The organism is Branchiibius sp. NY16-3462-2, assembly GCF_001594145.1.
Taxonomy (GTDB): domain Bacteria; phylum Actinomycetota; class Actinomycetes; order Actinomycetales; family Dermatophilaceae; genus Branchiibius.
In genome coordinates this window covers 255834-271199 of the sequence record NZ_LVCF01000025.1, presented here as the reverse complement: position 1 = coordinate 271199, position 15366 = coordinate 255834, and the positions used below count along the sequence as shown (strand labels likewise).

The window sequence follows — 15366 nt, the reverse complement described above, 5'->3', positions numbered from 1 at the left end:
TCTCAGGGCGTCGACTGGTACGCGGGAACACTGAGGATTCCGTCGCCGTAGCTTCCCGGCAGCCACACCGAACGCATGATCCGGTCGGCGTACCCCAGGTCGTCCACGGTCGCCGTACGGGCCACCATCAACTCGCGGGTCTCTCGCAGAATGTCCTGCAGCGCAGCGGTATCCAGCCGGGTGCCCTTCTGCGGAGGTACCGCCAACAGGATGGCCTGGGGGGCGCGGGCGGCCGGGGCGTTGAAGCCGAACGCGACGGACGTGTCGCGCTCGCGCATGGGGATCGCCTCGCCGTACGCATCGATCACACCGACCGCCACGCGTTTGGTCTGCAGAGCCCCAGCTGGTCCGTAGGCGACTGTCAACGACGGCGGGGTGAGCGACTCGATCGAGGCGGTACGCCGAGCCTGGGCCACGGCGTCCACCTGCGCCGTCAGCCATGGGTCGGCAGAGCTGGACCACGACGTCAGTGCAGTGGGGGAGGTTTGGTACGCCGCGACCCGGGCCAGCTTGTCCCGCACCGTGGCCAGGATCGGCAGCCAGTCCTTGTCGAGGGCGGGCCGCGGTGTCGTGTCGAGGCCGGTGGTGGCCCTCAGGTCGGCGACGTCCCACGCGACCAGGACCGGCAGCGCGCCCTGCGGAGCCGCGAGCTGCGAGATCAGTTCGGCCAGTGACGCCACCCCGTCCGGAACGCCCGCGGCACGCTGCGCCAACGGATCGGCCACCGGCTGGTCCATCTGTCCGGACTTGGGCAACTTGGCCGCACTCGGCACTCCCGCGAGTCGCTTCTTCAGTGTGCTGGCGGCCGATCTGAGGAGGGTCCGCAGCGGGGTTGCTCCGTCCGGGGGGTCCGCGTCGGTCAGGGCGCAGTAGAACGCTGCTGCGTCTGCCGGGACCGCGTCGCAGGTGACTCCCCATCGGGCGGCGGTACGCAACGCCGCCCGTCGGTCCTCATCGGTGGCAGCCTTCGTGGCCGCGGCCGTACACGTCGCGCCCGCCTGTTTCAGGTCGTCGAGCAGGCGAACGTAACGCGCCCGAAGCTCCTCGTACGCAACGGAATTGGTGACATCCGCACCTTCAGGTGCCAACTGGCGCCGCGTGGCCGGCGTCCCCAGCAGGCGACACAGGTCGGCGGCAGCAGCCAGTTCTGCTGGGCGCTGCACGGTGACGACGGCGGGCGCGTTCAGCGAGAGCCGCACCCGCTTCTCCAGTTCGGGTCGCGGTAGTGCCGCCACCGCGTCCGGATCCAAGAACGACCTCGCGTCGTAGCTACCGACGAAGTTGCCGAGCTGGTCCCACACCGTCCAGAGATCGACGTACGGCGCGGGCACGATCTCGGCGTGGGGGTGGACTTTGGGGTCGGGCACACCGCCGTACACCGCCGTCAGCACCGCCCTCTTGACGGAGGCGGCCCCCTGCTCGGACAGGTCACGTGGGTTCAGCTTCAGACCGGCGACCGAGTGGGTGCCGCGGTCGCCGGCGTCATCCGTGACCTGCCAGGCGCGGTTCTCCCCCTGCTCGATCCTCAGCGGCCGGCTGCCCGCTGCGGTCCTGACCAGGGCGTCCAGTTGCGCTTCGGACAGCACCAGGGTGTCCACGGGAGACAGACCCAGATCCTGGAGTGAGACCTGGTGGGACGTGTTGTCCTCGAACGAGACTTTCCAGACCCAGTCGGTGCCGAGTTGCTGCTCCAGGAACGCCGCGACCGACGGATCGGCGACCCGCCCCGGGCTGGCGTCCGGTCCGGCCTGCGCCAGCGGCAGCACGGACAGCACGGTCGAATGCACCAGGTAGCCGCTGGGGCGGGTCTTGGGATAGTCCAGATCCGGCATCCTGCCGAGGCCCGCCGCGGCGTCCATCACCGCTCCGACCCGCCCGGTGGCCCGCGACTGGGCGTGGGTCAATCCTTCGATGACGGTCAGCTGGGCCAGCGCGTCGAGCGCACCGTCCACATCGCGAAGGGCTGCCACCTTATCCTGGTTCAGCCCGGCCGGCGTGGTGAGGAGCGCGGCAAGTGCCTTGAGACCGTGGCACGTCCGGTGCGGCGACGCAGGGTCGGCGATCGGGTAGTCCATCCGCAAGTCCGCGATGCGCTGATAGGGACCGCGTGGACCTGCCGACTCACCCACGATCCGCTCCACCTCCTGACCGATCACCTCCCACACATGCAGGCCCGCACGGATGGCGCCGGCGTACTCCTGCGCCAGCCGGACGCGTCGGCTGGTGAGGTTCATCGCCCACGGGGTTTCGCCCTGGCGGTTGGTCAAGCCCGAAGCCTTGGCCCGCACATAACGCTCCCGCAGGATCGCGGCGGTCGTCGTCTGCGCCAGGGACGGTGTGTGCAGTCGGCCGGAGGGGGTCGGCCCCGGGGTTCCGATGAACGGTCCGAAGACCCAGCCGTAGGCACCCAGCCGGTGCGCAGCGGTCGGTCCTTCGACCGAACGTCGGAGCCGTTGCCAGGCGAATCCGGTTGCGACAGGGTCGATCCGGTGGGATACGGCATCGATCGTGGCACCCAGCGCTCGCGCCAGACGATCCCGTCGGCCGGGCTCCTGCTCGACCGCGAAGTGCGGCATCGTGCCACCCGGGATCGTCGCAACACCATCCCACCGCTCCACTTTGTGCGGATCGGCCAGCGCCGCCAGACGGACCGAGGCAGCGATCTGGTCGTCCTGGTCCGTTTCGGGCGCACCGGGCTGCGCCTCCTTGACCAGGTCCGGCGCTGCGGCGAACGGATTGATCCGCCAAGCGTTGGCGGTGAGTGCTGATTGCACCAGGAGCCGGGTGAGCAGATCGTCCGGCAGGATCCGCAAGAGGCCACCGCCAGGCTCGAGTCCAGGGTCTTCCAGGAGGCCTAGTTTCAGGCCGCCCGCGAACAACGCGTCCAGTTCGGTCAGGGCGTTCGGCGCCGGCACGGCGATGGTCCACTCACCGCGCCGCAGCACGTAGTCCAGCAGCCGGGTCAGCGGAATGCGCAGCCAATAGGCCTCGACGTCGCGTGGCCGGTCGGGGTAGAACCAGACCATCGAATGGTGCGGCACCACCGACTGCGGCCCGCTGTGCCGGGCGCGCAGATCGGTGGAACCCCAGAAGTCGTTCCGGGTCGGCAGACCGAGTTCTTTGAGCGCGGTGTTCAGGTTGTCCAGGTACGGCGCAGGGTCGGGTAGGGCGCTGACGGGTCGGTAGCCGCGGAACTGGATACCAGCCGAAACCCCTGCACGGGAAAAGAGATTCGCCTGCGTCTGCGGATCGACGACGCCACCGTCGGTGCGGCGGATCGATCGCTGTGAGCGGCCCCCGGCGTACAACCGGTTCCGGATCTCGTTGACCCGCGCGGCCACTTCCTGCAGCACCGGGCCGTCAGGATCGTCCTCGTCCGGGCGCCAGGAGGATAGGCACGTGACCGGCAGGACGCCGTACGGCGAGGTCCCGAACCGCACCGGCGGCAGGGGGCCTTCGGGGTAGAGATGGCTCAGCGCCCACCGGGTGATCGCGCCGCCCTCCTCCTGCAGACCCCATGCGTTGAACACCCAGTTGCCCCATAGAGCGGGCCACAGGGCGCGGACCATGATCCGGGACAGGCCACCAGGGGTGCTGACCTCGTCGGGCATGGACTCCTGCGCCTGCAGCGCGCCCAGACCGCGCACCCGCGCGACCGCCGGGATCTCCGGTGAGCCGGCCAGGTAGTCGCGCACCAGCGCGTCGAAGGAGCCGGGGGCCGGCGCCGTGTCCTGCACCCGGTCCTGTGCCGCGAGCAGGTACGACGCGGTGTCAGGTGCGCCGTCCAGGGCCGGAGCGCCACCCGGCGCTGCGGTCGACAGCGCGGTCGTCGCGCCGGACACACTTGCTGTCGCCGCCCCCAGCACCACCTCGCCCAGGTTCCCCGCACGCACCTGGTCGCCGAACAGCTGCCCCGGTGACTCGTCACCGATACCGGCGACGGTGATCCCGCCCAGGTCGTCCGGGCCGACACCGGGCGGCAACGCGAAAGTGCCTGCCAGTCCTACCTTTTCGGCTGCCTCCCAGTCAACCAGCCAGTTGCCCTTCACCTCCTGCGGAGTCTGCGGGAGCCGCACCGGAAGCAGGGGATCGATTGCGGCGCCGGGCTGTGGCAGGGTGCCGATCTCCTGGATCTGCTGCTGGCCCGCGGCGTCGTGGGTCCAGATCGCGACCGACAGTTGCGGTGGCAGACCGACAACGTGCTGCAGGATGTCGTCCGCGATCTCCGGTGGTTCCTCAATGGCTACTGCCGCAACCTGTTTTCCGCTTCGCACCCCTTTGGTTGCTGTGACGATCCACGCGGCCCGGGCGGGTCCGACTGATTGGGTCAGCACTTCGAACGCCCGGGCAATGGGTTCCGTGTCCAGCCACGTCGCCCGCATCCGCCCGGACCGGTTGCAGGACTGCCAGAACCGGTCGGCGGCTTCCTGCTCGCCGGTGGACAGCGCGGCCCGGAACCCGTGTATCGATGGCGGCTGCGGGATCACCCGCAACTGGACCTTCCAGTCCGCACCGGTCTGCTTGAAGACCGTCTCGATGCCCAGGGGCAGCAGCACCCCCACGTCGTCAAAGGGGTACGGCGGCTGCCCGCCGACCACCGAGAGCAGCCAGGTGTGGTGGACCGAGACCAGCAGATCCTCCAGCGCGGCCCGCTGGTTGCCCAGCGCCTTCAGGACCGCTGTGGGAAAGCCGGGACCGGTGGGTCCGACCGGCCGCGGGATAGCCTCGATGGCCGCCACATCGGCGTCGGTGAACCGGTGCTTTCGCCGCAACGTCTTCAGGACCGGGTCATCGAGTGGACCTACCGCCTGGCGCGGGTCGGTCCACAACTGCGTGTATCCGACGGTTTCCACGGTGTGATCCGCCACCGTCCAGTCCTGTGCGGAGTACGCCGTACGCTCGGCTGCGAGCGCGGCGCTGTCGGGGTCCTTGGCCAGCGCCTTGTCGATCAGGGCCATGCGGGCATCCCGGCGACGGAAGCTGGTCATTTCACGCCTCCTGGTTGCCCGGTGGACCAGGCCCGCAGGTCAGCTCCCGAGATCGCGACCCGAGTGGGTTGGTCGATCGTCGAAGCAGCGAAATTCGCTGAGTCCGAACGGTTCTGGGGCTGGTCGTTGCGAAAGCGCAATTCGGCAGGCGGTTCGTCCAACACCAACCAGTAGTTGTCCAGCTCCTGCGCCGGGATGTCGAAGCCGAAGAAGACCAGATCGGGAGTGATGGAACCGGTCAGACACGGTGGGGTGTCCTTGGCGGGCTTCGGTGGGTCCTTGAGGTCCGCGGGTGCACCGGCCGCCGCGTGCAGGTAGACCACGGTGCGTGGATAACGCCGGAACAGGCTGCTGTTGAACAGGATCACCAAGCGCTCGGCTCCGCCACCCAGCGCCGCCGCCCCGGCAAGGTGATTCGCTGCGCCGAGCCCGGAGCCCGGGGGCCACGCACCGATCGGGATGATGTCCGGGTTTCGGCTGCCGGTTGCTGGATCCACCGGTGCGAAGAACATTCGCAGCGGAGTGCCGGTCGGATCAGACGCCATGCCTCGCCAGCGGGTCTCCGCCTGGAACTGGGTGTTCAGACCGACCAGATAGCCATCGATGAACCGGGGATTGGTCTTTAAGGCGGTGATGGAGTCCGGTTTGAGATCGTCAGCACCGGGCAGCAACCAGTCGCGTTCGTACTGGTTCAACAGACTCCAGGTCGGGAAGTCCAGACCGAGCGGGTAGCGCGGCGGACCGAGGTCGGTCATCGGCAACCCGTCCAGGCGTGCTCCGAGCCGGGCCCGCGCCGGGGGCTGCTCTCCGCCGGGGTCGATAGCTGCATCCAGGGCCGCCGAGAGCCGCCCGAGGTCGACGGCACTTCCGGGGTCGCAGGCGCTGAACCCGAGGTCGCCGAACCGGTCGCCCCAGTGGTCCCTGCGGGTGCCCGGCCACAGGGGGTGCCCATCAAGGACACACCGCAGGATCAAGGTGGCGAGGACGCCGTAGATGCCGCCTTCTTCGTTGCCGTCGGTGAGCAGATGAGCGGTGAAACCCCGACGCTGCTGGTCGAGCCGGGCGTGGCGTTCGTTGTCCGTCTCGCCGCCCGGTGGCGGTTGCGTTCCGGCGCCCACCACCTGGCCAGCGACCGCGAACAGATCCTGCCCGATGTTGATCAGGTCCTCGTTGTTGCACGCGCGCGTCTCGGGAACTGCATCTGCCAGGAGTTGCTGCAGTTCTTCGAGCAGGACAGCTGAGGCCTTGAAGAGTCGTCTGGCGATACGTTCCGGGTCGGTCTCCACCGACCGCTGTCGCCGGAAGGTGCTCCCAGCGCGCACGCTTCGCCGGAGCGCTTCGCAGAGGAATTTGTTGATGCGATCGATCAGGTCCCGGTCGACACCCGCCTGATCCCAGACCTGTTCAGCTGCGTCGGCGCTCGCCGCGGCCTCCGACTGTGGGTCGGGAGTCGTTGGTGGGGCACCCTCGTTGGCGGCAGCCAGGATCTGCCCGGGCTCCGACGGCGCCCGGTGCAGCAACCGGTTACCGGCACCGGTGAGCAGCGCGGCGGACAAAGTGCTGTCCGATCCGGTGATCGCCGTCTGGACCGTGGACTGGTCCCCGCTTCGCAGCCGGGCGGTCATCGGGCCGAGAGTCGCGATCCGTTCGGCCTCATCGGTGGGCAACGCAGCCGAGTAGGTACGCCGGCCCAGTTCGAGCCCGGCAGCCAGTTGCGCGATGCGCACGCGCGCTTCTGCGAGTGCGCCCGCCTGCTCGGTGGCCGCCCGCATCAGGTCCTCCTGGGCGAGGATCCCCATCCGGACTCCTGTGCCGGCGTGGATCCGCTCGCGAGGATCCAGGTGCAGCGTCTCGGTCCAGCTGTCCGCGGGAGCGGTCGAAGGGTCGGCAACCCAGGGCACGCCGTACTGCGGCATCCCGATCGGCTCCGGCCCACCGTCAGGAGGGACCAGCTGCGTGAGCGAACGAAGGTCCTTGGTGACGGCGGTCAGGTCGCCGACGGGCGGCTGGGCGTCCTTGAGGGAGGACAGCGCGCCGCGCACTTCCATGGCGATGTCCGTGCCGTCCGACTGCTGGTAGGTCAGTGACGCCCGACCGACCTGTCCGGGATCGGGCATCCACAGCCGTGCCGCGAGGGTCTCGAAATCGCCCTCCTCGCCGGACCGGAAACGCCAAAGGTCGAAGACCGGGATGGGTGATCCGCCCAGGTCGACGGTGACGGCGTCGCCCGCGATGGTCCACAGCGGGCGGCCGTTCGCACGGAATGCCGGGATGACCAGGGCCGTGTAGTCGGTCTGCGGTGTGAGGACCCGTGGGGACAGCAATCGCGAAAATCGCTGTGCTGCAGGGGTTCCCGCTACTGCTGGATCCTCTCCGTCCGGGACTTGGAGGTGCGCGGTGAGGTGGGGCGGGAACGCCTTGCCGTCAAACGTGGCGTTGGCTTCGACAAGCCCACGGGTACGGTTCGATGCCCCCAGGGTGTTCGCGGCGAGATCCAGTTCGTCGGGGGCGGCCACCAAGAGCGCGAGCCAGGGCCGCAACTGCGCACCGGTCTGGGGCGTGTAGCGCCACGGCAGGTCCGGTGACCAGAAGTCGATGTGTACGAACTTGGTGGTCTCGGCGTCCTGGACACTCGGCGCGGGTGCGCGGTGCCTGATAGCGGACGCATTGAGTGCCCGCACGTCCCCGGGCCAACGGAACGTGGCCTGGTAGCTTCCCGTCGTCGATCGGCCGGTGCTGTCGACCGCCGTCAGCCCGACGGAGACTGTGGGTGGTTTGCCTTCGCTGAACTGGGCGGTATTGAGCAGCGCCGGGCGGCGCCAACTGCGGAAATTCAGGTCGGGCGCCATCACAGAACCCCTGCGAGATCGACCGCCGGGTCGGCGGATGGCACCACAGCCCCACCGCCATGCAGGCTGGTGGTCCAGGCCTGCATGGCACCAACGCCACTGAGTGGCTGCGTGCCGCCGGACACGTCGTACACCTCGTCGCGTACGCCGACCACCGGACTCTCGTGCGCGACGCTTGCACCGGTGATCCGCTCGGTGATGGCGGCATGGAGACCGGCTGCCGGCGTGAAGATCACGCCGGCCAAGCGCGTTCGGGTGCGATGCGGCAGCGTGACCAGGTTGAGTTCGATGTCCTTCGGTGCTGCGCTTCCGGAGTCCATCTGGCTCGCGGAACCCAGCGCGCCTCCGGAACGAGCCGTGACGAAGGTCGGTGCGGCCAGCGCGGCCGAGTCGGTCAGGCGACTGAACGTTCCGAGCGCGAACTGGTCGGACTCCGCCGTCAACGCGGGCAGCGCCGGGTCGGTCAGGGTGACCGAGGCGCTCGCGGGCGACGGCAGGTCGCGACCCGCGGCGCGGTCGATGGGTTGATCCAACGGGATCCGCTTCTGCTCCCACACCAACCGGCCCACCGGGATCAGCCGCTCGCCGACACCGTCAGCCCCGGCGAAGGCGACGTCCGGGTCGGTGCCGTCGACGCGCCAGTTGCTCACCTGGGACAACTCGGGTGCGAGCAGGTCGGCCAGTGCCGGTGGTGGGGGTAGTTGCTCGGCAGGCGTGGTGTCGATGGTGATCGTGACGTCTTTGCTGATGGAGAAGATGATCTTGACGGTTGCGGTGGCGTAGAGCACCAACGGACCCGGTCCGGTGAGCGACCCTCTCACGCGGATGCTCGCGAACGACCAACCCTCGAAGGACGCCTCCATGCCGGCATCGATCGTGGCCTTGAAGTAGAACGGCCGGTACTGGATCAGCGCATCGAAGCCGAACCAGCCGTGCACGCCTATCGGACCGATCTTCACGCCCGCTTCGGTCTTCGAGCCGAACTGCAGGGTATTGGAGGTGACCGCGAGGTAGGCCTCCTGCTTCATCCACAGCGGCCCGATCGACAGCGAGGCCCCGGCGCGCGGAAGGACCGGCACCGGCAGATTGCCCGGGTTGAAATCCGGGTGGAATCCGCCGACGCTGTAGACGAAGAACGCGGTGCCCGCGAAACCGATCCGCAGCCCGACGCCGCCGGTGATCTTGATGATGCCCAGCACGCTGGAATCGACGAGCATGCCGTCGAAGAAGATCAACGAGGCGGTCAGATCGACCCCGCCCACGAAGTCAACCCTGATCCGGACCAGCGCGAAGTCCTCCGAACCAATGATCAGCCGGGCCCGCCCGGCGACGAAGATCTTGCGGGGTCCGGGAAGTTCGATGAACAGGCCCACGTCCAGCATGAGCAGCTGGCACCAGTTGAGCTGCATCGTCGGGCCGAACACGTGCACGCCGCGCTCCACGGGGAACATCGCCGCCATGTCGCCCAGCAGTTTGGGTGCGTTCGCCATCGGGTTATCAGTGAAGAGCACGTCCCCGGCCGACCCACTCTGCAGCCGGTCGCGTAGAGCGTCGAGGTCGGCGCGACGGTTGACGGCGATCAATCCGCCGAATCCGCTGACGGCGAAGCCGAAGCCGATCTGGATGCCGGGCATCGGCAGCCGGATCCCGATCAGGGCGGCGAACGACACGCCACCCGGGATCTCGTCGTACAGGCCATAGGCGAACACGCCCACACCCAGGATCTTCAACTGCAAGGCGCCGGCGTAGCGTCCGGGTCCGAGGTTCTTGAGGAACCCGCCACCGCTCACTGGGCCGGCCGCGAGGCTCAGCCCGATCCCGTCGGGCGGCACGATCCCCGCAGTGCCGCCCGTCCATCGTCCGATCCAGACTCCGCCGCCGGTCATCGTCGCCTTGAGGGGCCCGAGTGCCGCACGGGCGTCGAAGCGGAACACGGTGCGGAACAGAACGCCGTTGCCGGCGAGCATGATCTCGATGCGGACCAACATGTCGTCCACCCACAGGCCGGCCGCGGACGATCCGATCGCCAGCCCGAGATGCTGGGTGAACTGGGTGCTGAACGGCTTACCGGCCGTTGCGTCCGTCGCCGTCGAGACCCCCTGGCGGATGGTGCGTTCGATCGGGGCCAGGAAGGTCAGGCTCGGAGGGACCGGCAGGCCCATGGCGACCGTCTTGAGCAGGTCGGACGCAACCTGGAACTCCACGTCCTGCGCGCGGTAGACGAAGGCGAACAGCCCGGACTTGTCGTCCGGTAGGCCCATCTTGACGCCGATCGCCACCGACTTGACGCTGAAGTGGGTGCCCGCCTTCTCACCGAAGAGGAAGGCGTCGCCCTTGGGGTCCTTGGGTGGTTTGTTGACCGTCACCTCCAGGCCGGCGGCGGGGCGGGGCGCTGACAGATCGAAGCCGTTGTCACCGAACTTCAGCGCGACGATGGGCGAGTTGGGTGGCCCCGTCGAGGCATCGAATGCGACGTCGAGCGCGAAGTTGCCCGGCAAGGGGATCGTCTTGCGGACGGCGGTGGTCTCACGGGCGACCACCCGTAGCCCGATGTCCTTGAGTGGACTGGCGGGCGACGGTGGTGCATCGGGTCCGTCGAAGACCAGTTTTCCGCTCTTGCCCGCTGGGATGGTCGTGTCCGTGGTCAGACTATTCAGGGTCAGAGGGTCAGGCGGTGGAAGTTCCACTGCGATAGGGGAATTCACCAGGTTGATCAGGTCATCCAGGTTGACGCCCGGGTGGTCCGCGACCGGGAGCGCGAGGAAACCCTGATGGTCGTACTCGAGCTGGAGGAGCTCGTGCGGTCCACCAAGCAGTAACAGCAGGAGCACCTGAAATGCTTTGACGTCACCGATCGCCGTCACCTCCGCAGTCAACTGCTTGAGGTAGAAGCTGCCGGGGTCTTTGGTCAGGGAGTTGAGCGCCGACCAGTTGAGGGTGAACTTCTGTGGAGCCTTCTGCGGTGGTTGCCAGGTCGCGGTGATCACGCCGGCGAGGGTCAGGACCTCGGCCACCCGCGGGAGGTGGACCTGCAGCATGCGGATGGCGATGCATTCGCGTAGATCTGCATCACTCATCAACTCTTTGAACTTGGAGATCCAGTTCTCCAGGTCCGCTGGCGCCGTCGAAAGAGCGCCGCTCAGATCGAACAGGCCAGTCAGCCGATCGGCACCGTCCTCGATGAGTGTGGGTAGTGGTGGCGGGTCTCCCGCTTGTGGCGGGTCGTGGGGAGGTTCCAGCGCGGCTTTGATCGCGTCTGCGAGGGTCGTGAAAATGCCGGACATGACACGCCTGGAAGGTCGGGAGGGGGATCCAGTTGCCGGAGGGGCGATGGCGCGGCCGACGTTCGGGGATGCAGCCGGGCGAGTGACGGTGATCGAACGCTACACCCGCGCGGGTGTGAAGGGCACGCGAGTTTTGGCGGCCGCGATGGCCGGCTAAATCTCCGCGCTGATCACGATGACCAGCTTGCCGGCGACGTGTCCTTCCTGGCTGCGCTTGAAAGCCGCTGCTAGCTGGTCCAATTCGTAGGTTCCGGCGATGTCGACGACCAGTTCACCGCGTCCCGCGAGATCGGCGAGCCATTGCAACTCGGCCGCATCCGGGCGGACCCAGATCCAGTGACCGCCGTGCTGCTCCACCGAGGGGTCGGCGACCGAGGCGTGCCGCCCGCCCTCGGCCAGGACCGCGAGGGTGTCCTCAAGATTCCCACCGACGAAGTCGGCAACGGCGTTCACTCCGTCCGGCGCCAGGTCACGGACCCGGTCAGCCAGGCCATCGCCGTACGTGATGGGGGTTGCGCCCAGCCCGCGCAGGCGGTCGTGGTTGGCGTCGGACGCGGTGCCGATCACGGTGGCGCCCAGGAGTCGCGCGAGTTGGACAGCGATCCGGCCCACCCCGCCGGCCGCGCCGTGGATGAGCACGGTGTCGCCTTCGCTGACCCGCAGCGCGCGCAACGTGCGCAGCGCGGTGAGCCCGGTGAGCGGCAGGGCACCGGCGACCTCCCACGAGAGGGCGTCGGGTTTGCGCGCCGCCGCGCGGACGGGAACGGAGACCAACTCGGCAAACGTGCCGCCGTGCACCCAGTCCTTGCGCGCGTAGGCGAGGATCTCGTCGCCGACCTCGAACTCCGGGGTGTCCGGACCGGTCGCACGGACGACACCGGCCACGTCCCAGCCGGGCACGACCGGGAAGGTCGCCTCCATCATCCCGTCGAGACCGCCGGACATCAGCTTCCAGTCGACCGGGTTCACCCCCGCTGTGCGCACCTCGACCAGGAGTTCACCGGGTCCGACTTTGGGGTCGGGCAGGTCCCGGGTGGTGAGTACGTCGGGGCTTCCGTATTCGTCGTAGGCAGCAGCGCGCATATACAGGACAAGGCGCCTTCGGCTGAGGCTATTCCGCGGCCAGTAGCCGAACTCCATCGTTGGTCGCCAGGTACATCGGCCAGGGCGCTAGCTCTTGGTCGACGGCGGCGGCCAGTTGCTCGGCCCAGTGCCGGTCGGTGTCCTGGACAGCTGCTGCGCCGGGTCGTGAGAGCAGGAAGGCAGCCGAGGTCGGCAACTCCCGTCGGATGGTCTCCCGGACGACCATCGCCAGGTTGCGCAGCAGTTGCTTGTCGGGTTCGCCCGGGATGCCGTCGATGGGCAGGATTACCGGCGAGAGCCGGCCATCCTCCTCGATGAAGATCAGCCAGAGCGATCGTTTGCTGAAGCCGAACGGGCCCATGAGGTTGCGCCACGTTTCGAGAAGGTCGGCGTCGGTCCGGACGAAAGTATCTGCAGGTTTGGTGAGTGTCATGTTGGTCAGTGTGGTCGGTGTGGAGGGTCGAAAACCGTTGTCCACAGGTCGATTTAGAGCATCGATGACCTACGTGAGGAAGACGGCGGCTGCGCTAGCGTGCCGGGGGTGATTCTTGAGCATGCTCTGCTGCCCGTGTTGCCCGGTCACGAGGCTGCGTTCGAAGCCGCCTTCGCCGAAGCGCGCCCGTTGATCAGTGGCCAGCCGGGATTCGTCTCGCTGCGACTGGCGCGGAGCGCCGAAACGCCCTCCCATTACGTGTTACTCGTAGAATGGGAGAGCGTCGAGGCGCACACCGAGGGCTTTCGTCGGTCACCGGAATACCAGCGGTGGAAGGAGTTGCTGCACCACTTTTACGACCCGTTCCCGGTGGTCGAGCACTTCGTCGACGTGCCGGTCTAGTCGGCCATGACGGCTGCAACCTCGAGTGGTTCGGCGGCTTCGTGCTCGATCGTGGTGGCCAGTGGCTTCTCGTGGACGAACCCGAGCAGCGCGGCAGCCAGCACCATCAGCGGCACCAGGTAGAAGAACACCGGGGTCAGCGCCTCGCTGTAGGCCGACACGATCACGTGCTGCACCGACTCCGGGAGGGTCTTGACCAGTTCCGGCGTCAGCGAGTTGGCCGATGCACCGCTGCCACTGGTCGATAGACCGGAGAGGAGTTCGGCCAGGCGGTTGGCGAAAACCGTTCCGACGATGGCCGATCCGAGGGAAGCACCGATCTGGCGGAAGTAGTTGTTCGACGCGGTGGCCGTGCCGACCTCCCGGGCCGGGAACGTGTTCTGCACGATCAGGACCAGGATCTGCATCGACAGACCCAGCCCGATGCCCATCACGGCCAGGTAGCTGCAGATCACGACGATCGAGGTGTCCGCGGTCATCGTGGACATCAGCCACAGCGCGACACCGACGACGACGGCGCCGATGATCGGGTAGATCTTGTAGCGACCCGTGCGGCTGACGACCTGACCGATGAGTGTCGAGGTGATCAGGACGCCCGCCATCATCGGGATCATCAGCAGACCCGCCTTGGTAGCGCTGGAGCCGGTGACCATCTGCAGATACGTCGGCAGATAGGCCATGGCACCGAACATCGCGATCCCGATCAACAAACCGGCGACCGTGGTGAGGACGAAGTTGCGCTCCCGGAACAGGTGCAACGGCATGACCGGCTCATCGGCACGCTGCTCGACGAAGACGAATCCGACTGCGGCAGCGAGGGTCACGGCAATCAGGCCGATGATCTGAGCGGAGTCCCAGGCGTACGTCGTGCCGCCCCACACGGAGGTGAGGACCAGCGACGCGGAAGCGAGAGCCAGCAGCGCGGTGCCCGCAACGTCCAGCTTGGGGCGGTCGGCAGTGGCCGTGTGCGGATGCAGGAAGAACACCGCGGCCGCGATGGCGACCATGCCCAGCGGGATGTTCATCCAGAACGCCCACCGCCAGCCGGGACCCTCGGTGAAGTAGCCGCCAAGGAGAGGACCGGCGACCGATGCGAACGCGAAGACACCGCCCATGATGCCCATGTAGCGACCGCGCTCGCGGGCCGGCACCACGTCGGCGATGATGGCCATCGCCAGGATCATCAGGCCACCGCCACCGAGGCCCTGGACGGCGCGGCCGATGATCAACCACGTCATGGTCCCGGCGAGCCCACCGATGACCGAGCCGGCCATGAAGAGGGTGATGGCGGCGATGAAGATGTTCTTGCGGCCGATCAGATCACCGAGTTTGCCGTAGACCGGCATCATGATCGTCGAGGCCAGGATGTAGGCCGTGGTCACCCACAGCATGTGGTCGACACCGTTCAACTCACCGACGATGGTCGGCAGCGCGGTGCTGAAAATGGTCTGGTCCAACGATGCCAACAGCATCGCGATCATCAGACCGGCGAAGACGAACAGGACTCCCCGGCGCTGCGGCGCGGCGGAATCGGGTTCGCCAGCGTGCTCAAGAGCAGCTGAGGTCATTGAAGACTCCTGATCGTGTGATGGACGAGCGCGAGTGCGCGCTCCTCAAGGTGGTTCTCATCGAGCGGCTGGTCCGGCGTCGTTGCCGCCCAGTCCTCGATCGCGGTTTTGACCGCGGCACCGCACAAGGCGATGACCAGCGGAGTCGAGGGCGCGCTCGCCGGATCGGCAGCCCAGGCGGGGTGTGCGGCCAGGATGCGCGCGGCGTACTCGACGGTGCGGGTACGCCGGGCGGCCAGTTGCGCGAACTGGCCGGTGATGAGTTCAGGATGGCGTTGGATGACCGTCATCCGGTCGGCGTGACGGGCCGGGGTGTGCACGTGGCTGCTGGTGCCCATGGTGGCCAGCACGAGGCGGATCACCAGAGTCAGCGGATCCACCGACCCGGTCTCGGCCACGGCGAGCACGTCCTCGAAGGCCGCGTCGTCGGAAACGTCCGGCTGGATGCCAAGGATCGCAGCGTCCTTGCCCTCGTAGTAGTTGAAGAAGGTCCGGGGCGAGACATCGGCGCGCTCGCTGATCGCTTCGATCGTGGCGGCGTCCAATCCCCCTGACAGGACCAAGGAAACGGCGGCCGCGTGGATCCGGGCCGCCGTCTCGGTGCGTTTCCGGTCGCGCAGACCGGACGTCTTTGAGGTGGACATATAGCTACACTAACGCAAAGTTGCAGTAATGCAAAATTGCGTAACTGCAGGCAACGCCTCGTCGCGAGGTCGACCGATGGACTGATCGTTATCGCATTGCGACCCGATGGAAGTC

The 15366-nt window shown here is 67.7% G+C and carries 9 protein-coding genes; 2 read left to right on the top strand and 7 right to left on the bottom strand.

Going from position 1 to position 15366, the window contains the following annotated elements; all coding sequences use genetic code 11:
• Window positions 1-2 precede the first annotated feature (2 nt).
• Genes AZH51_RS07325 through AZH51_RS07315 form a run of 3 tightly spaced genes read right to left on the bottom strand, consistent with a single transcriptional unit; the run spans window position 3 to window position 11121 of the window.
• Window positions 3-4988, bottom strand: coding sequence for a hypothetical protein (locus AZH51_RS07325; protein ID WP_291522792.1), 4986 nt, complete (start codon window positions 4986-4988; stop codon window positions 3-5).
• Window positions 4985-7837 (bottom strand): hypothetical protein, encoded by a 2853-nt coding sequence (locus AZH51_RS07320; protein ID WP_291522791.1) that lies wholly within the window; start codon window positions 7835-7837, stop codon window positions 4985-4987. Before AZH51_RS07320 ends, AZH51_RS07325 begins: the two co-directional genes overlap by 4 nt.
• Window positions 7837-11121: a DUF6603 domain-containing protein gene (locus tag AZH51_RS07315; protein ID WP_291522789.1), complete on the bottom strand. Its 3285-nt coding sequence runs from the start codon at window positions 11119-11121 to the stop codon at window positions 7837-7839. Before AZH51_RS07315 ends, AZH51_RS07320 begins: the two co-directional genes overlap by 1 nt.
• Here AZH51_RS07315 and AZH51_RS07310 point away from each other — a divergent pair.
• Window positions 11120-11278 carry a hypothetical protein gene (locus AZH51_RS07310; RefSeq protein WP_291522787.1) on the top strand — a complete coding sequence of 53 codons (159 nt, stop codon included), beginning with the start codon at window positions 11120-11122 and terminating at the stop codon, window positions 11276-11278. The genes AZH51_RS07315 and AZH51_RS07310 overlap by 2 nt on opposite strands.
• On the opposite strand, the gene AZH51_RS07305 is transcribed toward AZH51_RS07310, so the two are convergent.
• Entirely contained in the window at window positions 11275-12204 is a 930-nt protein-coding gene (locus AZH51_RS07305) for an NADP-dependent oxidoreductase (protein WP_291522785.1), read from the bottom strand. The genes AZH51_RS07310 and AZH51_RS07305 overlap by 4 nt on opposite strands.
• Before the next feature lie 28 nt (window positions 12205-12232).
• A complete protein-coding gene (locus AZH51_RS07300; protein WP_291522783.1) occupies window positions 12233-12637 on the bottom strand; it encodes a hypothetical protein in 405 nt (134 codons plus the stop codon).
• Between the two features lie 108 nt (window positions 12638-12745).
• Between AZH51_RS07300 and AZH51_RS07295 the strand changes: the two genes are divergently transcribed.
• A complete protein-coding gene (locus AZH51_RS07295; RefSeq protein ID WP_291522781.1) occupies window positions 12746-13039 on the top strand; it encodes an antibiotic biosynthesis monooxygenase in 294 nt (97 codons plus the stop codon).
• Here AZH51_RS07295 and AZH51_RS07290 read toward each other — a convergent pair.
• Window positions 13036-14607: an MDR family MFS transporter gene (locus AZH51_RS07290; protein ID WP_291522779.1), complete on the bottom strand. Its 1572-nt coding sequence runs from the start codon at window positions 14605-14607 to the stop codon at window positions 13036-13038. The genes AZH51_RS07295 and AZH51_RS07290 overlap by 4 nt on opposite strands.
• On the bottom strand, window positions 14604-15251 hold the full coding sequence (locus AZH51_RS07285) for a TetR/AcrR family transcriptional regulator (protein ID WP_291522777.1): 648 nt from the start codon (window positions 15249-15251) through the stop codon (window positions 14604-14606). The genes AZH51_RS07290 and AZH51_RS07285 overlap by 4 nt, the downstream gene beginning before the upstream one ends.
• Window positions 15252-15366 lie beyond the last annotated feature (115 nt).

Excerpts from the sequence above, each read along its gene's own strand:
- AZH51_RS07300 (WP_291522783.1), bottom strand. The coding sequence starts at position 12,637 with ATGACACTCACCAAACCTGCAGATACTTTCGTCCGGACCGACGCCGAC.
- AZH51_RS07320 (WP_291522791.1), bottom strand. The coding sequence starts at position 7,837 with ATGGCGCCCGACCTGAATTTCCGCAGTTGGCGCCGCCCGGCGCTGCTC.
- AZH51_RS07290 (WP_291522779.1), bottom strand. The coding sequence starts at position 14,607 with ATGACCTCAGCTGCTCTTGAGCACGCTGGCGAACCCGATTCCGCCGCG.
- AZH51_RS07315 (WP_291522789.1), bottom strand. The coding sequence starts at position 11,121 with ATGTCCGGCATTTTCACGACCCTCGCAGACGCGATCAAAGCCGCGCTG.
- AZH51_RS07310 (WP_291522787.1), top strand. The coding sequence starts at position 11,120 with ATGACACGCCTGGAAGGTCGGGAGGGGGATCCAGTTGCCGGAGGGGCG.
- AZH51_RS07325 (WP_291522792.1), bottom strand. The coding sequence starts at position 4,988 with ATGACCAGCTTCCGTCGCCGGGATGCCCGCATGGCCCTGATCGACAAG.
- AZH51_RS07285 (WP_291522777.1), bottom strand. The coding sequence starts at position 15,251 with ATGTCCACCTCAAAGACGTCCGGTCTGCGCGACCGGAAACGCACCGAG.
- AZH51_RS07305 (WP_291522785.1), bottom strand. The coding sequence starts at position 12,204 with ATGCGCGCTGCTGCCTACGACGAATACGGAAGCCCCGACGTACTCACC.